The sequence below is a fragment of the Erwinia sp. PPS120 genome, from assembly GCF_047918655.1.
Classification (GTDB): Bacteria; Pseudomonadota; Gammaproteobacteria; order Enterobacterales; family Enterobacteriaceae; genus Erwinia; species Erwinia tasmaniensis_A.
The window spans coordinates 190602-210744 of record NZ_JBLREF010000014.1 but is presented as its reverse complement, the minus strand read 5'-3'; the positions used below and the strand labels follow the sequence as shown (position 1 = coordinate 210744).

The window sequence follows — 20143 nt, the reverse complement described above, 5'->3', positions numbered from 1 at the left end:
TGGTTAATTACGAGGTCGGGATTGTGAGCGTCTGACCCAGCATCACATTCTGCGACTTCATTTTATTGGCCTGCATGATGGTGCCCGGGCTGACGCCGTAGCGAGCGGCGATGGCGGTCAGTGAGTCGCCGCGGACCACCTTGTGGCGCATCACCCTCTTCGGCCTGGCAGCGCGGGTAAGCTGACTGCCCGCCGGAACCTTAAGGCGTTGCCCAACCCATACCACGTCTCTTTTCAGCGTATTGAGGGTGCGCAGCGTCGCCATGCTCACGCCATACTGCGCAGCGATGCCGGAAAGCGTCTCGCCCCGTTTTACCACATGCCGCTGGGTTGGCCCAGAATACTGCGTATTTACCGGAGCAGGTATCGGTTGGACGTTAACCGCCGCTGCGGACTGCAGCGGTCGGTTTTCCTCCTTTGGGACCGATTGTAGCGGGTGCGCCAGGAAGTAGTTGCGGAGTCCTTTATAAATCGACTCGGCAATCTTCTGCTGGTATGCGCTACTGCCAAGCAGTCGCTCCTCCGAAGGATTACTGATAAAGCCGGTTTCCACCAGCAGGGACGGAATATCCGGCGACCGCAGTACGCCCAGGCTCGCATGTTCAGGACGTCGCTTGTGCAGCGAGCCCACGCGCTGTAGCTGAGCGATCACTTTTACCGCCACGTCATAACCCACGCGCTGGGAGTGACCGAACTGCAAATCCAGCACTGCCTGGCTCAGATAGGGATCGGCCTGGCTGTTCGCCAGCAGATCGCCTGCGCCGCCCAACAGCTCTGACTGCTTCTCATGCTGTTCCAGCCAACCCGCCATCTCACTATTGGCACGGCGGTTAGACAGCACCCAGACGGAAGCCCCGGAAGCGCTGCGATTCGGTGCCGCGTCGGCGTGGATCGACACCAGCACATTCGCATTTTGCTTGCGCGCCACGTCGGAGCGGCCCATCACCGAAATAAAGTAGTCGCCATCGCGGGTCATCACGCCTTTGAACATCCGGTCCTCATTCAGCAGGACTTTCAGCTTACGGGCGATAGCAATGGTGACATTTTTCTCTTTTAACCCGCCTGCGCCAATGGCACCAGGATCCTGCCCGCCGTGCCCGGCGTCAATGGCCACAATCACCGCGTCGTTGGTCGCGGTAGTACTTGCGCCGGGCCGCAGGACGTTATTACTGCTGCTGACGACGGTAACAGGCTTCGACTTAAACGGATTTTCAGCGGCGGTCGCCCGGCTCGGGGAGGTGGTGCGCGATGCGCGACTTATCCCAGCCTGCTGACCGGCTGATGCCGCCTGCTGCGTACCAGAAATGGTAAATATTACGTTGTAGCTGCTGCCGCTACGCTGGGTTATGGCGCGGGTTTTGCCCTTCTGATTCAGCTCAAACACCAGCCGGATACTCTGACCGTCTATCGGCTTGCTGGAGCGAATGCGCTTAACAATATTTTCGCCGTTAAAAGTCAGGGGCAGTCCCTTGATCACGCCGCTCTGACGGATATCCAGCACCACCCTGTCAGGATTGTGCAGCGGAAAAAAAGCATAGGTCGGCTGCCCGCTAAAATTGAGCGTCACCGTCGCCTTGCTGCTGCCATTAGAGACGTTGATATCCGACAAATTCGCAGCCAGGGTGGAGAACGTACTGAATAACAGGGCCATTATCAGACCCATCTTCATGCGCAACATCATTTACAGCCCTTCTCTACGGCAAGCAGCCGCACAATTTCATCACCCGTTGCGGAACAGGCGGTAATTTCGGCCTCACGCGCCTCACCCTGATAACGGAGATGAAGTTCAATATCCGGCGTGGGAAGGACGCCAGCGCCCTGCTGCGGCCATTCGACCAGGCAGAGGCTGTCGCCGGTAAAGTAGTCACGGATGCCCATAAACTCCAGCTCTTCCGGGTCGGCAAGGCGATAGAGATCGAAGTGGTACACCCGGCGGGCAGGCAAAATGTAAGGTTCGACAAGGGTGTAGGTTGGGCTTTTCACATTGCCCTGATGCCCCAGCGCCTGGAGAAAACCGCGGCTAAAGGTTGTTTTACCCGCGCCGAGATCGCCATACAGATAGAGGGTGGCCGCTGCCGTGCAGAATCGGGCCATGCTGGCGCCAAGGGCGAGAGTAGCTGCCTCATCGGGCAATGTGATTACACAGGTCTTCATTCTTATTTATTCAACATCTCAGGATTAACAAACAGATAAAGCTCGGAAAACAGATCGGTCGCTAACATTCCCCGCGTGCCATAACGTCTGGATACGGCTTCAGCAGCTGCGCCGTGCGCCACGCATCCTGCACAGGCCGCTTCAAACGGTGAGAGCATCTGTCCTGACAAACCGCCAATAATACCCGACAATACGTCACCCATACCGCCACTTGCCATCCCCGCATTGCCTACATCGGCAATCGCCATTTCGCCTTTTTCACTGGCGATAAGCGTACCGGCACCTTTCAGTACCACCACGCCACCGTAGCGTTTTGCCAGACGTGTCGCGGAATGTAAGCGGTCACTTTCAATTTCGCCGGTCTTAACATTCAGCAGGCGCGCCGCCTCGCCGGGATGAGGTGTAATGATCCGATTTTGACGTTTATCCGGACTGATTGCCAGCAGGTTAAGCGCATCCGCATCCCAAAGCATAGGTTTCTGAGAGTTTTCTACCTTTTTCAGCGCATTTTTACCCCACTCGCCCTGCCCGAGACCCGGCCCAATCACAATGACATCGGCCCATTCCAACGCGTCGTCAATGCTCTTGTTGCTAAGCTCATGCACCATCAGCTCGGGACGTGCGGTCAGTATGGGTGACACATTATCTTTGTGAGTAAGCACTCGCACCAGGCCGGCACCTGCACGTAAGGCGGCCTCGCCAGTCATGCGGATGGCACCCGCCGTGCCGCGATCGCCACCAATAATCACCAGCTTGCCGTGGTCGCCCTTGTGCGATGTCGGGCGCCTCGGTTTCAGCCAGCGGGACAGTGCACTGGCGTCATAGCGCGAAATGGGTGCCGTCTGCTGGCTGAGCCAGGGATCAAGGCTCAGCGCGTGGAAATGCAGCGTGCCAACCACGTCACGTGCCTTCCCGGTCAGCAGGCCGGGCTTTAATGCAATAAACGTCAGCGTGTGTGTTGCGACGATAACGTCACCGGGAACCGTCCCCGTAGCAGCAACCAGACCGGACGGCACATCGACGGCCAATACCGGCGCCGGGTGGGCATTGGCTTTTTTGATCAGCGCATCATAGGGCGCTTTAGGGGCACGGTTACCACCGGTGCCCAGGAGCGCATCGACAATCACCCCGACGTTCTCAGGCCAGGCTATCGCAGGATCGTGAACAATGCCGCCCGCCGCCAGCCAGGCCTCGCGCGCCTGTCCGGCTTCCTCCGGTAACGGTTTACTGCCGTCGCAGGCGATCAGCGTGACCGTTAATCCCACTGACTGCGCCAGCCGGGCGATGATGTAGCCATCGCCACCGTTGTTGCCGTGGCCACAGAGAATGACATAATGTTGTTCAGCGGGCCACAGGCTGCGAATTTTAGCAAAGGCGGCCTCTCCCGCACGCTGCATCAGTTCAAACAGCGTAACGCCAAGCGCATCCGCCCCCTGCTGCTCAAGGCGGGATAGCGCCTCTACAGGCCAGACGGAATAGGGTAAACTGGCGGTGTTCTCTTGCTGGTTCAGGTTACTCATGTCACATCCTCTTGATCTTATTCAACTCGCCCGGGATATCAAACACTGGGGGCTGGCCCGCGGTTTTCAACAGGTCGGCATTTGCGATACCGATTTAAGTCTGGAAGAACCTCGCCTCCAGGCCTCTGGCTGGACAAACAGTATCACGGCGAGACGGGCTGGATGACACGCCACGGCATGATACACGCGCGCTCACGAACTCCTTTCCGGCACCCTGAGGGTGAGCAGCGTACGAATGAATTATCTTCCGGCGAAGGCCGCCTTCGCCTCTACGCTAAAAAACCCCCAGCCTGGCTACGTCAGCCGCTATGCGCCTGGCCGTGATTATCACAAAGTATTGCGCAATCGACTGAAAAAGCCTGGAGAGTTGATCCGCGGGCGCAGGAGAATCTCGACGCGGTCGTCGCCAGATGGAGCGAGAACGCGATGCTGGATGAGCATATTGAGTGGGCGACAGAGCGTCAGTAAGAAGGCAGGAAGCAAAATGCTGTCGATATCACCGCGGCACGTCATAAGCGGCTGCTCAGGTCGATTGAGAAAGGATTACCATATGGTGCCTGACAGAGAAGGTGTCGCGTAGGGTATCGGAACAGTTTTCCACAAGCTGTGAGTAAAAATAAAAAGTCTTTGTCATTCAACTGTCACAGAAAGCACAAGGGATCCCGATAACAAATTGAAATATTATTTATACTAATTAATTCATGGAGTTATCGACAAATGTAAAAAAACTGCATATTCGAGAACCCTTACAGGGTGGCGGCTAACTTGTGGATAACTCTGTGAATGACGTATTTATGAATGGCAAAAAAAGCGATGCGCAGCTGAATTACCGCTGTGGATAAATCATCTGTCTGTCAGGCTTTTCATCATTTTTTTGGAGCGGGAAACGAGACTCGAACTCGCGACCCCGACCTTGGCAAGGTCGTGCTCTACCAACTGAGCTATTCCCGCATACGATCTGGATTTTGAAAGAGATTATTCGTGGAAAAATCAGCAAACCTTCGCTAACTCTTTGATTTTAAACAATCTCTCTATTCCCTGTTTCGGAATGGAGGGGATTATGAACGTTATGCTCGTTGATGACAAGATCTTTTTAGCGTTCAGAGGATCCCGATCGGCATGATGTCGCGGGGTGGTTTCCAGCTTTCACTGCTGGTGTTATCGGATGGGGTGGCTTTGTTAAATAAATCGGATTCAGATAAAAGCGCCGTCTGGGCTCGTTATGGCACAGTTTTGTGTCATAAGCCCCTTCAGCGCAAGCGCCCTGATTTTCCTGTGAGTCTGACGGATGAGACCCGAGAATGCCTCTGCATCAGTCACGTTGTTCAGGGAGAGATCATCTCATCGAACCAGAATGTCAGTGAACCAGAATATCAGTGAGCCAGAATGTCAGTGAGCCAGAATGTCAGTGAGCCAGAATGTCAGTGAGCCAGAATAACAGTGAGCCACGATTGATGAGCGCCATGCTGTAGGTAGTAGCCCTGTGAGTGATTTTGAACTTTTGTTTTGCCACGTAATATCGCTGCAGGACCAGGAGTATGGTGTTCTGATCCTGACTACGGCCAAAAGTTAAATTTATTCAACAAAGCCAGCTCTTTCGATGATGAAATATTTCTCCCTTTCAGTTAAAAATACAAATAGGAAAAGCATATTAATTAAAACCAGGACACACCGTAGCCAGTATTACTCGTGGAAATATCCGCTAATATTTTGATTGAAATATTGACACTGCTGCTCTGGTGGGGTGCCGTCAGTGAGCAGGGCCTGATAGATGTGCTCACTTTTTTCAGCCAGCTGCTGATATTCAGTGGCCTCCACCGGCCAGCTGCGCTGCTTAGCCAGTTCAAGGACGCGGGACAACATCTTCTCGCCTGAAGGCAGGTCGCTGCGATGGCATTTTGCTTTCAGATAATATCCTCCCCCCATAATGGCGGACAGCTGCTGGACCTGCTGCTCGATTTCTGGTATTTCGGCCACTGAGGTAATGTTTAACTTTTTGGTGCTTTGTTGGCACCCCGTCAACGTCAGCAACACTAAAAATGACACACAGCCATTAAATAAAGAGTTTTTATGGATCATTATTCTTTTCCTTAAGTTTACGATACGCTGTCCCTTATTAATTCACCTGCTATCCCGTAGTTAAACCTCCCATTATCTGTAGCCACCCCACGACGGCCAGAGCCGGCCCGAAAGGAATGGCCGAGCTGAGAGATTTTTTGTACAGCAAACGCGAGAGCAAGATAGCGACAATCCCCAATGCCGCCGCCAGTAACAGCAGCTGCGGCAGGCATTGCCAGCCACTCCACGCGGCGAGAGCGGCAGTAAGTTTGAAATCCCCGTTTCCCATACAATTTTTGTTCATCAGAGAGGATGTCACTGCGTTAAACAACCACAGCAAACCATAACCGGCTGTTGCGCCTAAAACCGCATCCTCTAAGGGTGCAAATTGACCGTTCAGATTAAACAGTAGCCCCAGCCATAGCAGGGACAAGGTTAAGACATCCGGAAGCAGCCAGGTCTTGCTGTCGATCACTGCCAGCGCAAGCAGTAGCCAGCTGAAAAGCAGTACTCCAACCAACGCAAGGCCCGGAGGGAACAGCCAGGCGCATAACAGCGTCAAACCCATCGTGGCTAATTCTACCAGCGGATAGCCAATGCTGATGGGCTTATGGCAGCAGCGGCTTCTTCCCCTGATCAGTAACCAGCTTACGAGTGGAATATTATTCCTCCATCCCAGTGGGGTGCGACAGGAAGTACAGTGTGACGCCGGTATTAACAGGTTAAATACGGCCCTTTCCTGCCGCGCATTAAGCTGAGTAGTGAAAACGTGCGTGGCTATTATTTCTTCGCCTCTCTGGTCAGCGATGGAAATCATTAGCGGCAGACGATAGATCAGCATGTTTAAAAAGCTGCCGACACAGAGGCCGCCCGTCGCCACTCCTGCCCACCAGAGTACCGGCAGGTGCCGGGCAATTTCTGCGAATAAGTCCATTTAACCTGTCCTTTCTTTTAACGGTGCGCTGACTTTCTGAAGCCCCCCTCATTGGCCATGTTTTAATACCATCTCAGTGACGCTCACGACATCATTTTTATCACTTTGCGCCACTGTATTTAGCTGGAGAACCTCAATGCCAAATTCTTCCTGTAACTCATTAATAATGCTGATTAGGTGGCTAAACTGAATAGCCGCTATTTGCACCTTAACCTCCTGCGATGAGTGATTATCCATTACGGCCGTTATGCCGTTTCTCATCATAGTTTGGTCTATATGTGTTAATAAAGTGCCCGGGCTTATATTTGCGGCGCGGCTTCCACTTAGCTTAAGCAAAAGGGATTTTTGCTGAGCGATCCACTGCAAATCCCCCTCAGCCTTAACCCTCCTTTTATAAGCGCTGTCAGCGTACTCTTTCAAGGGGCTAACGATACCAAAAGTGATAATCAGCACAATTACCACGCTTATCATTCCCAGCGAGGCGACTTTTTCGCTGCTGGAATAAGCCTTCCATCGCTGGATTATTTTCTCTTTCATTTCTGCCTGTCCATTTGCAGCCACACCGTCTGGGGATCTTTATGCGCATTCAACTCCGGCCTTGCTGTGCGAACGACTAATGACTGGGCTTCCAGACTGGCACTCAGCTTTTCTGCATTCTCACGCGGGATCTCAATAAATAATGCACCCTGATTGCCGTCATAACAGATCGAATGAATAACAATCCCAGCCTCAACCTTACTGGCTACTGCCAGGACATTCAGTAACTGCAATACGCCACTCTGCTGCTGCTTTTGCTCGTTATTCTTAACTATTTGCATCAGCCGGAATTTAGGATTGCTCACTTTTCGCTTACTTTGCGTGATCTGCCGGTACAATTCCTGAGATTGCATCTCCATCCGATCTGCAGCCTGCTGATACTGATAGCCGCGAAGAAAAAGCGACAGACAGAGCATCCCCAAAACCAGGGCTGCCAGTAGCAACGTATATTTCCATCCCTGAAACAGGATGCCTTTTTTTGCACCCACTGGCTGCTTAAGTAAATTCACCGCCGTGCTGCTACTGTGCGCAGCCAGGCACTCAATCGTATTGCCCGCTACAACCGGATACCATCCTGCCGGAAGCGCTATCCCGGTATTGACGCCGTACACTTTTGCAGCAGGAAGATCGCCAGACAGGGCTGAGAGCCACTGACGATTAAGCACCATGCCGCTACCCGTAGTCTGACGGATAATCCATCGCTCTCCATCCTGAACACAGCTCCACTCCTCGTTGCCGGGAACCGGCAGGCACAGCGTATCCGGCACAATGCGATGCAGCGGTAATTCAGCTTCGGTAAACCAACTGATCCATGCCTGCAACGCGTTTTTATCCACGCCGAGCATACTGACGGGAGGGCCAACAGTAACCCTCAGCCACGTCAGCGCGTCTACTTCGCCTATGATCTTATCCTCCAGCCAGTAGGGCAGAGCCTTCTGCAGCTGGCGGCTCATTCTTACTTTTCCTGCCCCAGGTATATCAACAGAATGAAATACCGCGAACTCACCCGGAAGGATCAATATGACATCACCCGCCGCCGCATACTCCTTCAGCCTGTTAATGCTGGCCATACCAGGGAGTTCACCTGAGGCCTGAATATCTTTATTAATGGAGTAAAGCCATTCAACCCGCTGGTCAGAAGAGGGCGAGGGTCGGATAAAAAGCACCGCATGCTTACCTGCTTTTTTCTTAATATTATTCATTAACTCTTACTCAGTAAGCTTCGCTCATGCCATAACGCCGTTGGATGACAGTGAGTTTTTTATTTTCGTCTTTTAACAGTGAGCGAAGAACGTACTCATTTTCATCGTCCGTGACCCACTGAGACAGCGAGAAATAGCGGCTTTCCAGCACCAGTGTTTTCCCCATCGCTTTCTTAAACTCACTCTCCTTCTCTGTTGCTGCCGCCATTAATAAAGCACTGTCTGTCCAGCCCTCCGGCGGTCTTTCACTTAATAACCGGCTGGCCTTGCTAACAGGCAAGCTTCCGGTGAATAACGCAGCCAGCATCGGGCCATGATATGGATTCAATGCATTGATATTTATCGTTAAATCATTATCCGGCAGCACGCAGACCCAGGGTTTTAGCTGATCCAAGACTTTCTGGTCAATGCCGCTTAGCCTGCGCAGCTCGCGGCTATCAAGTATCGGCGCATAGGAAGCAGGCAGATCGACGGACCGTTGTCTGTCTGCATTTTTATCCTCCTCGCCTGCCACATTATTTACCGAATCGTCTGCTGCCCGATTTGCCCACTCTACGGCTGACTGAGTAACGCTTTTTGCTGCTACGGGGTTCATCCCGGTGACATTGATCAGCAGGTGGGTAAAGACAGCCGCAGGATAATGTCCGGCTTTCTGCGCCATCCCCTCATCGTTAGCAGTCAATGGCATGTCCACCGCAGACGCCCCATCCAGCGGAGAGATTTGAGATCCCGCTACAGAGGATTCGTTTTCCTGTACCTCATCTTTTACTGCCTTTCTCCCCGGTAAGTCACTTTTGTCAGAAGAGCCCGCGCTGACCAGTGAGTTCAGATTGAAACAATCACTTCTGTCGCGAATTTCATAGCTAACTGGCACATCGTCCAGCACCGCAATCCGCCTTACGGGCCGGATCTTCGGCTCTTTTTGCAGCTGGTTCCTGACAATCTTCTCATTGCCCAGTAGCATCCACTTCATGTGCGTCTGCCAGACCGAGTGCTGGCTTCTGGTCATAACGTGCTGCCAGTACTCATTGCTCAACACGGTTACGGTGAGAATTAAGGCCATCATCAGCAATACCATCAGCAACGCGCTTCCTTTCTGATCTGACATCTTCTTCTCTCACTCCTCTGCCAGCAGAAATACCCGGCTGAATTTCCCGGAGTCAGTAAGCACCAGCGTTATTTCAACGGCCTTCGGCAGCACGCTCAGCATATTGAGTTCCGCCACCCACTGATTACCGCTGTAGTAGCGGAGTGTAAAAGCCTCTACGCCCGTCAGTAATGAAGTCACTTTCGGCTCGCGGCCCGCTAAATCCGCAGGCCATACGGCGCTGACTTTTTGCAGCTCTCCCTGCCTCAGACGATAGCTGACCGCCTCGATTTGCGTACGCTGCAGCATACCGCCGGGATTAAGCCAGTTCCCCCGTAAAAACTGCACTACCGAGTCGGAAGCTGTCGTGGGCAGGTCGCTGTTCGGGTTGAAGTCATTATCTTTGCTACCAGCGGCGCTTAGCAGAGCATGTGAAAAATCATTTTCCATCACCGAGAAGGCAAACTGTTGTTGCATCAGTCGGGTAGATTTCTCACGTATCAGATCCGAACTCCGCACTACCCCCTGAAAAAGCTGTAGCGCTACCACGCTGATTGTCGCAGTCAGCGCCAGAGCGACAACCATTTCCAGCAGCGTAAAACCGGCCTGCCGCTTAAGCCCGTTCATTTCTTAATGCTCATCCATGTTCTTAGCGATGCCACAGGTTGTTGCTTCTTGTTTTGACGGACTTCAACTTCCACGGCCACGATCCCCGGATCGGTGGTAGGAACCCGCCGCCAGCGAAGATGCCACGTCGCGCCTCCCATCATCTGTGATCCGTGCTGCCACAGCTCTGAAGTGCTGGCAGGATGGAGCATAATTTCGTTCAGCTTCGAGTCTGCCAGCCATGCTCCACTTTGTTTCTGTTGCAGACTAGTGAGAGCCTTTACCTGTTGTCCGTTGATTCTCAACACCGCAGTCGCTGAGAGAGCCAGAATAAGCATCGCCACCAGCACTTCCATCAGTGCCATTCCGCTTTCTTTCACAGCCTCCACCCTCTGATAGCAAAAATTGTGCGCTGGAGGTGATCAATCCCCCTGGTGCTACATCGTTTGCCTGCCTGTCCCTGTCGTCACTGGCCTGTCGCATCGACATCGTTAAAACGAAGTCTGTGACTTCCCCTCCAGGCAGGAAGAGCACCTGGGGTTTGTCACCGCCTCCCTTATCCCCGGCAGAGGAATAAGACAGGTGATTAGCCTCAATTTTCAGCACGACCTGTGGCGGTAATTGGTACTGTAAACTTTTACTTCCGCGTTTCGCTATCCGCCAGCGGTAGCCGTCGATTAAAGCCCCTACCTGCCGGGACTCAGCAGGCTCGGTATCCCGGCTTAACACCCTGATTTCCCATCCACCGGGGCGGATTTGCAGGCCGTAAACCCGCCCTTCAAGCTGAGCCCGCTCAGCCGCAGTGCGCAGCGCCAGAAGCAATTTTTCATGCTCCCTGGCCATTTCACGGTGCGGAGAAGGAAACGCGCCGGTTACCAGCGACCCCATCAGCCCCAGCAGGAACACCACGCAAAGCATCTCCAGCAGCGTGAACCCCTGACTACGCGGTATCACGGCTATTTCTTCCGCTCATCGTCCCAGTTACCGATATATTGCTCACGTGCGCCTTCGCCCTTTGGCCCGAAGGAGAAGACATCAATCGCGCTGTGTTCGCCAGGGTTGAGCAGCTGATAATCATTGCCCCAGGGGTCCCTGGGCAGACGACGAATGTACCCCTGTTCAGGGTAATTTTTGGGGATGGGTGACAGCTCAGGCTTCTCTGTCAGCGCCTCCAGTCCCTGTTCGGTGGTGGGATAACGATGGTTATCCAGCCTGTACATATCCAGCGAATTTTCCAGCGTGGCGATATCGCTTCTGGCTTTTTGCAGGTCTGCTTTCTCTTTATTCCCCATCAGGCTGGGTATAGTCAGGCTGGCAAGCAGCCCCAGAATGACGATCACCACCATAATCTCAAGCAGGGTAAACCCACCCTGCCCGTCAGGTCGCCGGATGCGACTCTCTCCATAAGTCATCGTGTATATCCTTATCCAATCATTTCATTGAGCTGCAATATGGGCTGTAAAATAGCCAGAATGATGAAAAGCACTATGCTCGCCATCGTCACTACCAGCGCAGGCTCAAAAAGAGCCAGGGCCAATGTAATCTGATGTGATAATTGTTCTTCCTGTAGCTCTGCCGATCGCTCCAGCATCTCATCCAGGCAGCCGCTCTGTTCCCCCGACGCCACCATATGCAGCATCATCGGTGAAAAAAGTCCGGTAGCTTTCAGAGACTGATGAACTTTCCCACCCTCTCTGACTTTCGCTTCAGCGTCGTTCAGCTGTTGTCGGGCATACTCATTCATTACCACAGACGCGCTGATGCGCATCGCGTCAAGCAGCGGTACGGCACTGGCATTCAGAATGCTGAGGGTGCGGGCATAGCGTGCGGTGCTGATACTGAGAGTGAGTCGACCAATCAGCGGCCAGCGAAGATGCTGCCGGTGACGCTGAAGCAGCCTCGCCGGGTCACGCAGCCACAGCAGATTCGTTATCGCTAACGCCACCATCCCGCCGAGCAGCATTACGCCGAAGGTGCGCAAAAAATCGCTGCAGGCGATCAGTATTCTGGTCGTTAACGGCAGGGCCTGCTTCATGGTGATAAACTGTTCAATCACTTCAGGAACCACGGCCGTTAGCAGGATAGCCACGACAGCAAAGGCCACCAGCGTCAGCACTACCGGATAAATCATGGCCTGCATAATTTTGCCTTTCAGCTTCTGGCTCTGTTCTTCATTACTCGCCAGCCGCTGCAGCACTAACGGCAGATGCCCCGAGGCCTCGCCTGCCGCCACCATCGCACAGTACATCCGGCTGAAGACCGCTGGAAAAGCCGCCAGCGCCATCGCCAGCGAGTGTCCCTCACGGATCATGCCTCTTAGCTGGGAAAAAATATCCACGACGGTTTTTCTTTCGCTTTGCTGAGCAACGGCCTGTACCGCTTCATCAACTGGCAGATGCGCCGCAATCAAGGTCGCCAGCTGCCGGGTCGCCAGCGCCAGCTCCCTGCCAGAGAGGGAGGAACGCCGCGGAAGCGCTACTTTTATCGACTTTTTAAGCGTAATAACCGCAAGTCCCTTCTCTCTTAACTGTTGCCTGGCGTCGCTGAGACTGGCTGCCAGCAGGTATCCACGGCATTTTTCTCCCTGGGGTGACAGCGCCTGATAGCTAAACTTTTCCATATCAGACTTCTCTCGTCACGCGGGTGACCTCTGCCAGGGTTGTCAGTCCGGCCAGCACCTTGCTTATACCATCCTGCCGCAGCGTATCCCTGCGTTGATGGACCAGCGCCTCAATTTCCTGCTCACTCTTCCCCTGGCTCAGCGCCGTTCTTACCTGCTGATCAAGAATAATCAGCTCATAAATGCCGGTACGCCCGCGATAGCCGGTCTGCTTACAGTGCTCACATCCTACTGCACGATAAAGCATCAGTGTCGGTTGCGTACAGCCTGTAAGTTGCTGCTCCTCCGGGCTGGCCGCTGTTTGTGTGCTGCAGTGAGTACACAGGGTACGCACCAGCCGCTGGGACATCACCCCGGCCAGCGTATTGGCGAGCAGAAAGGGTTCAATCCCCATATCCTGCAGTCGGGTAATGGCGCCGGCGGCGGTATTGGTGTGAAGTGTGGAGAGTACCAGATGTCCGGTCATGGAAGCCTGTACGGCGACCTGTGCCGTTTCTGCATCGCGTATTTCACCCACCAGTACCACGTCTGGATCCTGACGCAGTAACGCCCTGAGTCCACGGGCAAAGGTCATCTCCACCCTGCTGTTCACCTGGGTTTGGCCAATCCCATCCAGCTCATATTCAATTGGGTCTTCGACGGTCATGACGTTGCGTACGCCGCTGTCGATCTCATTTAACGCCGCATAGAGCGTGGTACTTTTGCCCGATCCGGTGGGTCCGGTGACCAGAATCAATCCATGGGGTTGATGCACCAGCTGCGTCAGCCCCTCGCGGCAGGCGGCAGACATCCCTGAACTGGAGAGCGTCAGCCTGGCATTATTTTTATCAAGCACACGCATCACCACCCGTTCACCATACTGCGTGGGAAGCGTCGAAACGCGCACATCTACCGCACGCCCCGCAATACGTAAGGCAATGCGCCCATCCTGAGGAAGGCGCTTTTCCGCAATATCCAGCTTCGCCATGACCTTGATGCGGGAAACCAGTAGCGAAGCCAGCTGACGCTGAGGCTCCAGAACATTATGTAAAATGCCATCCACCCGGAAACGGATCACCAGGCGTTTTTCAAAAGGTTCTATGTGCACATCTGATGCCGCTTCTTTAATTGCTTCCCCAAGCATGGCGTTTATCAGTCTGATAATAGGCGCGTCATCATTGCTATCCAGCAGATCGACGTGGTTGGGGATCTCTTCTGCCAGCGCATAAAAATCAATTTCACTGCCAATATTCGCCATCACGCCAGCGTTATTCTGATAAACCTCCCCAAGGGTATGCTCGAATTGGGCCTGGCTGACCCTTTCCAGCTCCCGGATGGCAGGAAAGAGGCGCTGTATCTCCATCAGTGCGGAGATTGTCACATTCTCCCGACAGACCACGCGCTGGCTTCCCCGCGCCTCTGATACCAATGCGCCGTGCTGCTTCACCCATGAGAGAGGCAGCGATGGCATCGGATCACCTTGCCTGCCTGTCACTCTTTCACTCCTGCGTACTGCTGAAAGGCTGAGATCAGCGCGGTAACCTGTTTGAACTGTTCACGCTGAACGTCAGAGTCTTTCAGCGCTATCAGCTCGCCGGGCAATTTATGTATGCCATCTCGCACAGGCTGGCGATCCTGATGATCGTTGAATTTACGTGAGCTGAGGTGACGGTACTGTTCGCCATCACGAATGATTGTCGGACGGATAAACAGGATTAAATTGCGCTTGATAGTTTTCTTAGACGTAGAGCTAAACAGACGCCCAATGAGAGGAATATCGCCCAGCAATGGGACTTTCTGCATCACGTCAGACTGAGTGGTATCCAGTAGCCCACCCACGACGACGGTTTCCCCGCTTCCCACCAGCACAGAATTATTCAGCGTGCGGGTGTTAAACGTCGCACCGAGCTCGGCGCTGCCGGTGGTTGAACTCTCCGCCACGCTGGAGACTTCCTGCTCGATTTTAAGGAATACAGAATCGCCCTGATTAATCTGCGGTTTGACCTTCAGTTTAATCCCGACATTCTTGCGCTCGACGGTGTTAAATATGTTATCGCTATTGGTAGTTTGTGATCCAGTAAGCACCGGCACTTCCTGCCCGACGCTGAAAACCGCTTCAATGTTATCCAGCGTAACAATGCTTGGCGTGGCCAAAATATCGTTATTGGTATTACTTTTGATCGCGTTAAGTAAAGCCGACCAGTTATTATGACCAAAGCCCGCGCCTAATCCCGTCACGTTCTGAACGGCACTCGTCAGCGATCCGCTCTCCAGAATTCCGATAGCTGATGCATTATTTGATGAGAAATTTGTACCGCCGCCATTTTTATTGAACCACTGGACGCCCAGATTCAATCCCTCGGCATCCTGCAACTCCACAATCACCGCTTCCACCAACACCTGGGCGCGACGGATATCTAATTTTGCAATGACGCTTTCCAGTTCGGGCATCATGCCTGGCTTAGTGGTAATAATCAGCGAATTGGTCTGCTCATCCGCTTTGATGCTGGTGCCTTGTAACAGTGCGGGGCTGACTGTTGATGTGGCCGACTGGCCATTATTTTCCATACTGGCACTCATGCCGGTCAGGACTTCAACTAACCCGGCAGCTTGCGCATATTTCAGGTAGATGACTTTCGTTTTTCCCTGCACGGTATATTCCAGATCGAGCTTCTGGAAAAGGTCGCGTGCTAAGCGGCGTGGCTCAGGCTCTCCCATGATCAGAATACTGTTAGTGCGCTCATCAGCCACCATCTGAAGCGCCAGCGCGCCCGGTCGGGTAGACTTTTTACTGTCGTTTAGCATCTCATCCGCGAGACGGATAAGTTCACTCGCTGAAGCGTGTTGCAGGGGATAGACGTCAATATGGCTATCACCGCGACGATCGAGTCGCTGGATAACTTCCAGCAGGCGGTTAATTACGCTGCTTTTCCCGGTAAGCAACAAACTATTGGAGCCTTCAAAACTGCTAATTATCGTTCCGCTGGCGGCATTCGATTTTTCCAGCGCAGGCACCAGCTCGTGCGCAGCTATATTCTTGATGGCCACCACGCGGGTTGCAAGCAGGTCACCGCCCTGGGTCATCCCCTCATCGACGGCGGCATTGCTGCCTGCCAGTACCGCGGGCACGACTTTCAGGACATTATTGTCCATTTCAATTACGTTATATCCATAAACGTCCAGTACATTCAGGAAAAACTGATAATACTGTTCTTCATCAAGCTGTTGATAACTTCTGACGGTTACCGTGCCGCTTACCGCTGGCTGAATGATTACGGTTTTTTTTAGTGCCTGACTAACCGTATTAATAAATTCCCGAATATCCGTATTCTGGAAGCTGGCACTGTATTTATCGGCCCTGGCGGGTGCGGTAACTATCAGAGCCAACACAATAAGTAATACCGTTTTCAACGCCCGGTAATCAGCGATTTTACATCCCTGCAAAGTTACAACTCCTTGAAACGCGACTCAGCTATTTAATCCGGAAGGGAATAATGAATTCCTTTTACTTATCTTTCTTGCTCCGTAAACATAAGCTTAGCGACATAAAACCCCGCTGACTCAAATATGACTCTGTCGGGTAGAACTCGCGCGATCGTCACGCCGGCGTTCAGCGGGTCACCGGGTCGGTAACTTTTTTGCTGGCCAGAAAAATCAATAATAGCCAGATCCTGATGCCGTTGATCGCTACTAAACAATCCGGTTACTGTGCCGGGCAATTCACCGACGGGGGCCTGCATAAGCACTGCATCGTCAGGCAGCGGATGAGTGACAGCAATTTTCCCATCTCTGGCGCTGTCTGTCGCACGAATTCTTATTAACTGTTCAAATGGGCTGGGGGCATCAGCCGCGCGCACTTTCTTAGAAAAATCAGCATCTTCCCTCTCTTTAGCTGATAATATAATACTTTTAACATCCTTTTCTTTAAGCGTTAAATCGGTATAGGTCGTTGCAAGCAGGTAACCTGCCAGGCTCAACAGAATGAAGCTGATCCCAATCATTAGCGGCGAAGCACGTAGGAATTCAAAATGCTGCAACTTTAGGCTCTCCCTGAACTAACCGACCTGTGATAGCGGAAAGGAGAGAGTCACGCCCTCCTCTCCGCCTGTTAATACCCTGTCCTAATAAGCGACAGGATCATTTATTATTTAACTACATGAGAATAAATCGTGCTGAAGTCAGATGAACCTAAGCCTGGGATATGACTTACGCGTCGAACCTCTACTTTATCACCTGATTTAACAGACCATGACCTGCTCATCGTCACTTGATCTGCCTGTTTTTTTAACGAGGAGTTATAGGCTTTACCAGCACAGGACTCCATAAGGTATTTACCGTTCAGGTAAACTATATAACGATTCGGCTGGTTAAACTCTTTAGCATTCATAGTTACACTCACTTTGCCATTGTTGGCAGTGACAGATTGAATAGCTTTATCGGCAATGTAACGCGCACCATTTTTCACCACAATTTTTTGACTGATAGTTGGTCTGCCAGTCACATTCAGGGTGATGATATCGCCATCTTTAGCATTCAGGCCACGAACCAGCTGTATCACACCGCCACCCAGATTTGATTTGTAAGAGTAGTATGCGCTACCCTTGTCAAAGGAGAAGATATATCCCCCATTTAGTCTGACCTGGTAAGAAGCGGTTTTTAACGTTTTTTCAGAGACAAACAGCTTAACCTCAGCCCCCTTGTTGTAATCAACGTAGCGTATCCGGGGACCGGCTGAAACGTCTGGCACAGCCAATTCTACCAGGGGTGCTTCAGGCTGTTCTGGCTCAACCGGTGGGACAGGATTAACCGGTGGGACAGGATTAACGGGGGTAACGGGCTGCGTTTCTTTCGCCAGTTTAACCATATCGTTAAGGTATGAAACCTGACTGGCGAAAGGTGTTTGTTCAGTTGAAGAACCTAATGTCCAGGCGAAGAAGCCACCATAGCCATTCTCCGCCTGCCACGCAGCACGCTCCATATTGTTAGCTTTGCTTTCGACAAAGTTGCCTGTTGGTCCCCACTGACTGTTAATAGTCGTGCCAACCAGAATTTTACTTTTATCTCCAACCGCATTGGCGTAGTTCTGCATGGCAACTTTATATTTGAAGTTTTTGCCCGCGTCATAGGTCATTACGTTGAAGAAATCAAAAAGGTCCTTACTGTCTTTCAGTAGCTGGGTCACTTCGCCATGATGAGCTGAACGCTCGCTTTCAATATAAGAACAGCTTTCAGTGATGGAGGAATTCTCGCAGTTTTCCGGATCCGCGCCAACGTGGTATGTGGTCAGACTCAGCAGAGGTTCTTTACCGACCAGCGCACGCAGACGCTTAACCAGATCCACCAGATTATCGTTTTCCTGCTGCGTCAGGCGGGCAGCTTTTTCAAAATCAAAATCAATGCCGTCGATAGACGTATATCCCGCCAGCTGATATTGACTGTAGTCACACTTTCCATCCCAGGTTGTCGCCAGACATTTATTCAGGACCTCATTGGCCTTCAGCCCTCTTTGGTAGACAGGGAAACGTGTATTGAGCAGCTTTGCCAGACTTTTGGCAACCTTATCACGCTGTGCCGGAGTACTGATTGCTGACCAAATTCCTTCATAGGTCTGACCGCCAAAGGCTACAACAATCTTTTTGTTTGGATTGGCCCGCTTAAGCTGTGTCCATCCCACATAATTCTGTGGCATCCAGTAACCGTTGTATTCAGGCACGGTTAGCATATCATCAGATACTTTAATATTACCTTCGCTATCCCACTGGCCAAAAGAGAGCATGAAAATATCAATATCAGATTTTTTCAGCTGAGTAGTGAGGGTATCGATGTCGGGTAAGCCCCAGGAGGTCAGATAGCTGACATAGCGATTTCCTGCCGCAGTCGCAGGCATTATTTGAGCCAATAGTGTACAACCCAATAACGTTGCAATAGCCGTCTTTTTAAACATTTATACATTCCCTTATAAAACGTTAAATAAAACACAGTTGACATCACTGAAAGTGAGACGATGGCTCTGAGACAAGTACTGCAAACCAGCCATAACTATTAGTGAACAAAGGATTTGCTCTCCTGATTATATTAGGTCGCAGCCTGTCATACTTCAGTATGCCCTCAGATAAAGCAGGGCAATATAACCAAAAAAATAATATTTCTCTTGCATTTTTCACTTAACCCCCCAGCTTAATGATGATTAATACGCTCATTAAGGCCCGGACCGGCAATAAATCATCTGATAAAGCATGACGCCGCACTTAAATTCATTACTTCAATAAAGATAATCCTGTCAGCAAGTAATTTATGCTCTTAAGTGAGGTGCTTTATGGAACATAAAGCACCGTCAGCCTGATTATAGGAAACTTTAAAACCCATTAATGCTAATATCTTATCATTAAAGTAATAGCGCCCTCCTTAGCTTATTGTAATAATCCACATTATGTGACAGAAGAACAACTGAGAATTACAAAGTCTGCTGACACTCTTTGATCCTGTTGCTATTTATGTTATTAAATGCTTTCATTATCACTGGGAATAAGAGAAAGGTACCGATTGAAATCAATCGTTGATAAGTGAAATATCTTATCATTTTCGGTGCCGCTTTACGCTAGTTAAGTCATAATCTTCAATATATTAAGGATGATGAAATCATGGCCAACCAATGCGACACATGCTATTTAATCAATGAAAAGGTAATATTCCTACCACATAAAAACCTATTCATTTCACGTAACAACAACACTCAGCATGTAATTTTCAGTACGGCCTCCCGCTGTTTAGTTTTGTTAATTGTTAACCATGGTAACATTGTCAACCATCAGCAACTCTATAAGCGTGGCTGGGAAGAGCATGGAAAACAGGTCACTCCTAATACTCTCTATCAGACCATATCGGAGTTGCGCAAACAGCTTGGCAAAGCCGGTCTTGAAATTAATATTATTAATACAATACCGAGACAGGGTTGGGTTATAGATCAGGAAAGTGTCGTTATAGAAGAATACATCCCCAATGACTTTTCTGGTCAGGATGTGGATCTAAAGCCAAAGGAAAAAGTGCCCTCCGCTAAGCTGCCAGCCTGGCTGTCACTGGCCCGAAAGTTAAAAGCCTTTGCACGTTCGTTGGTGTCAGCGCAGTAACAGAAAACGTAATACGCGCTGCAACGCTAAAACCTTCGTGTACACCTCGTCAATATCATTACAGGTAGGCCGCGTCTTAACAGAACCAGCGGCTTAAAATCGACACAGGATCTGTGAGTTAAAATGGGATACGTTAAAGGTTTGCCAGGATCGCATAGGGCACGCGGCGTAATGCAGAGAAATCTATTAGCGTAATAAGGAGCAATCTGTTATTGGTTTGAGATTTTAACGAATGGGCAGGCCGTGGATGTAGACTACGAAGATGGCGTTTCACTCTGAGCGAGTGCAAACGAGATTTGGAGCGGGAAACGAGACTCGA

At 51.4% G+C, this 20143-nt stretch carries 18 protein-coding genes, 1 tRNA gene and 2 pseudogenes; 2 read left to right on the top strand and 19 right to left on the bottom strand.

The genetic code is table 11. From position 1 onward, the window contains the following. Positions 1-7: 7 nt before the first annotated feature. Genes amiB through nnr form a run of 3 tightly spaced genes read right to left on the bottom strand, consistent with a single transcriptional unit; the run spans position 8 to position 3674 of the window. On the bottom strand, positions 8-1681 hold the full coding sequence (gene amiB / locus ACLRGG_RS09295) for an N-acetylmuramoyl-L-alanine amidase AmiB (protein ID WP_416249445.1): 1674 nt from the start codon (positions 1679-1681) through the stop codon (positions 8-10). Further along, a complete protein-coding gene (gene tsaE, locus ACLRGG_RS09290; protein ID WP_416249444.1) occupies positions 1678-2154 on the bottom strand; it encodes a tRNA (adenosine(37)-N6)-threonylcarbamoyltransferase complex ATPase subunit type 1 TsaE in 477 nt (158 codons plus the stop codon). Before tsaE ends, amiB begins: the two co-directional genes overlap by 4 nt. Positions 2155-2156: 2 nt before the next feature. After that, the gene (gene nnr, locus ACLRGG_RS09285; RefSeq protein WP_416249443.1) at positions 2157-3674 is read right to left on the bottom strand and encodes a bifunctional ADP-dependent NAD(P)H-hydrate dehydratase/NAD(P)H-hydrate epimerase; all 1518 of its coding nucleotides are present in this window, start codon (positions 3672-3674) and stop codon (positions 2157-2159) included. Here nnr and ACLRGG_RS09280 point away from each other — a divergent pair. Further along, positions 3673-4050 (top strand): annotated as a pseudogene (locus ACLRGG_RS09280) (QueG-associated DUF1730 domain-containing protein); the annotation flags it as partial. The gene nnr and the pseudogene ACLRGG_RS09280 overlap by 2 nt on opposite strands. 499 nt (positions 4051-4549) lie before the next feature. Here the strand turns inward: ACLRGG_RS09280 and ACLRGG_RS09275 are convergent. The 16 genes and pseudogenes from ACLRGG_RS09275 to ACLRGG_RS09200 form a co-directional block, all read right to left on the bottom strand. Beyond that, a tRNA-Gly gene (locus tag ACLRGG_RS09275) sits at positions 4550-4625 on the bottom strand. Between the two features lie 253 nt (positions 4626-4878). Further along, positions 4879-5012: pseudogene (locus ACLRGG_RS09270) on the bottom strand (IS5/IS1182 family transposase); the annotation flags it as partial. A gap of 345 nt (positions 5013-5357) precedes the next feature. Then, a complete protein-coding gene (gene gspS, locus ACLRGG_RS09265; RefSeq protein ID WP_416249442.1) occupies positions 5358-5753 on the bottom strand; it encodes a type II secretion system pilot lipoprotein GspS in 396 nt (131 codons plus the stop codon). A gap of 49 nt (positions 5754-5802) precedes the next feature. After that, positions 5803-6666, bottom strand: coding sequence for a prepilin peptidase (locus tag ACLRGG_RS09260; RefSeq protein ID WP_416249441.1), 864 nt, complete (start codon positions 6664-6666; stop codon positions 5803-5805). 48 nt (positions 6667-6714) lie between these two features. Continuing rightward, complete coding sequence (gene gspM, locus ACLRGG_RS09255; RefSeq protein WP_416249440.1) at positions 6715-7203, bottom strand: type II secretion system protein GspM; 489 nt, start codon at positions 7201-7203, stop codon at positions 6715-6717. Next, positions 7200-8405 (bottom strand): type II secretion system protein GspL, encoded by a 1206-nt coding sequence (gspL, locus tag ACLRGG_RS09250; RefSeq protein ID WP_416249439.1) that lies wholly within the window; start codon positions 8403-8405, stop codon positions 7200-7202. The genes gspM and gspL overlap by 4 nt, the downstream gene beginning before the upstream one ends. Before the next feature lie 10 nt (positions 8406-8415). After that, positions 8416-9513, bottom strand: coding sequence for a type II secretion system minor pseudopilin GspK (gene gspK, locus ACLRGG_RS09245; protein WP_416249438.1), 1098 nt, complete (start codon positions 9511-9513; stop codon positions 8416-8418). Between the two features lie 9 nt (positions 9514-9522). Further along, positions 9523-10119 carry a type II secretion system minor pseudopilin GspJ gene (gene gspJ / locus ACLRGG_RS09240; protein WP_416249437.1) on the bottom strand — a complete coding sequence of 199 codons (597 nt, stop codon included), beginning with the start codon at positions 10117-10119 and terminating at the stop codon, positions 9523-9525. Further along, positions 10116-10436 carry a type II secretion system protein GspI gene (locus ACLRGG_RS09235; RefSeq protein WP_416249596.1) on the bottom strand — a complete coding sequence of 107 codons (321 nt, stop codon included), beginning with the start codon at positions 10434-10436 and terminating at the stop codon, positions 10116-10118. Before ACLRGG_RS09235 ends, gspJ begins: the two co-directional genes overlap by 4 nt. After that, positions 10366-11052 carry a type II secretion system minor pseudopilin GspH gene (gene gspH, locus ACLRGG_RS09230; protein ID WP_416249436.1) on the bottom strand — a complete coding sequence of 229 codons (687 nt, stop codon included), beginning with the start codon at positions 11050-11052 and terminating at the stop codon, positions 10366-10368. Before gspH ends, ACLRGG_RS09235 begins: the two co-directional genes overlap by 71 nt. A 2-nt stretch (positions 11053-11054) precedes the next feature. Next, positions 11055-11510: a type II secretion system major pseudopilin GspG gene (gene gspG / locus ACLRGG_RS09225; protein ID WP_416249435.1), complete on the bottom strand. Its 456-nt coding sequence runs from the start codon at positions 11508-11510 to the stop codon at positions 11055-11057. Positions 11511-11521: 11 nt separating this feature from the next. Next, entirely contained in the window at positions 11522-12718 is a 1197-nt protein-coding gene (gspF, locus tag ACLRGG_RS09220) for a type II secretion system inner membrane protein GspF (RefSeq protein ID WP_416249434.1), read from the bottom strand. A 1-nt stretch (position 12719) separates the two neighbouring features. After that, on the bottom strand, positions 12720-14168 hold the full coding sequence (gene gspE / locus ACLRGG_RS09215; protein WP_416249433.1) for a type II secretion system ATPase GspE: 1449 nt from the start codon (positions 14166-14168) through the stop codon (positions 12720-12722). Between the two features lie 20 nt (positions 14169-14188). After that, entirely contained in the window at positions 14189-16141 is a 1953-nt protein-coding gene (gene gspD, locus ACLRGG_RS09210) for a type II secretion system secretin GspD (RefSeq protein WP_416249432.1), read from the bottom strand. A 65-nt stretch (positions 16142-16206) separates the two neighbouring features. Continuing rightward, a complete protein-coding gene (locus ACLRGG_RS09205; protein ID WP_416249431.1) occupies positions 16207-16734 on the bottom strand; it encodes a type II secretion system protein N in 528 nt (175 codons plus the stop codon). Between the two features lie 107 nt (positions 16735-16841). After that, positions 16842-18641 carry a glycosyl hydrolase family 18 protein gene (locus tag ACLRGG_RS09200; protein ID WP_416249430.1) on the bottom strand — a complete coding sequence of 600 codons (1800 nt, stop codon included), beginning with the start codon at positions 18639-18641 and terminating at the stop codon, positions 16842-16844. Positions 18642-19338: 697 nt separating this feature from the next. Between ACLRGG_RS09200 and ACLRGG_RS09195 the strand changes: the two genes are divergently transcribed. Further along, a complete protein-coding gene (locus ACLRGG_RS09195; protein ID WP_416249429.1) occupies positions 19339-19824 on the top strand; it encodes a winged helix-turn-helix domain-containing protein in 486 nt (161 codons plus the stop codon). Positions 19825-20143: the final 319 nt, after the last annotated feature.

Bases quoted from the DNA above. Each gene is read 5' to 3' on its own strand.
- amiB (WP_416249445.1), bottom strand. From the start codon at position 1,681: ATGATGTTGCGCATGAAGATGGGTCTGATAATGGCCCTGTTATTCAGT.
- tsaE (WP_416249444.1), bottom strand. From the start codon at position 2,154: ATGAAGACCTGTGTAATCACATTGCCCGATGAGGCAGCTACTCTCGCC.
- nnr (WP_416249443.1), bottom strand. From the start codon at position 3,674: ATGAGTAACCTGAACCAGCAAGAGAACACCGCCAGTTTACCCTATTCC.
- gspS (WP_416249442.1), bottom strand. From the start codon at position 5,753: ATGATCCATAAAAACTCTTTATTTAATGGCTGTGTGTCATTTTTAGTG.
- ACLRGG_RS09260 (WP_416249441.1), bottom strand. From the start codon at position 6,666: ATGGACTTATTCGCAGAAATTGCCCGGCACCTGCCGGTACTCTGGTGG.
- gspM (WP_416249440.1), bottom strand. From the start codon at position 7,203: ATGAAAGAGAAAATAATCCAGCGATGGAAGGCTTATTCCAGCAGCGAA.
- gspL (WP_416249439.1), bottom strand. From the start codon at position 8,405: ATGAATAATATTAAGAAAAAAGCAGGTAAGCATGCGGTGCTTTTTATC.
- gspK (WP_416249438.1), bottom strand. From the start codon at position 9,513: ATGTCAGATCAGAAAGGAAGCGCGTTGCTGATGGTATTGCTGATGATG.
- gspJ (WP_416249437.1), bottom strand. From the start codon at position 10,119: ATGAACGGGCTTAAGCGGCAGGCCGGTTTTACGCTGCTGGAAATGGTT.
- ACLRGG_RS09235 (WP_416249596.1), bottom strand. From the start codon at position 10,436: ATGCTTATTCTGGCTCTCTCAGCGACTGCGGTGTTGAGAATCAACGGA.
- gspG (WP_416249435.1), bottom strand. From the start codon at position 11,510: ATGACTTATGGAGAGAGTCGCATCCGGCGACCTGACGGGCAGGGTGGG.
- gspF (WP_416249434.1), bottom strand. From the start codon at position 12,718: ATGGAAAAGTTTAGCTATCAGGCGCTGTCACCCCAGGGAGAAAAATGC.
- gspE (WP_416249433.1), bottom strand. From the start codon at position 14,168: ATGCCATCGCTGCCTCTCTCATGGGTGAAGCAGCACGGCGCATTGGTA.
- ACLRGG_RS09200 (WP_416249430.1), bottom strand. From the start codon at position 18,641: ATGTTTAAAAAGACGGCTATTGCAACGTTATTGGGTTGTACACTATTG.
- ACLRGG_RS09195 (WP_416249429.1), top strand. From the start codon at position 19,339: ATGGCCAACCAATGCGACACATGCTATTTAATCAATGAAAAGGTAATA.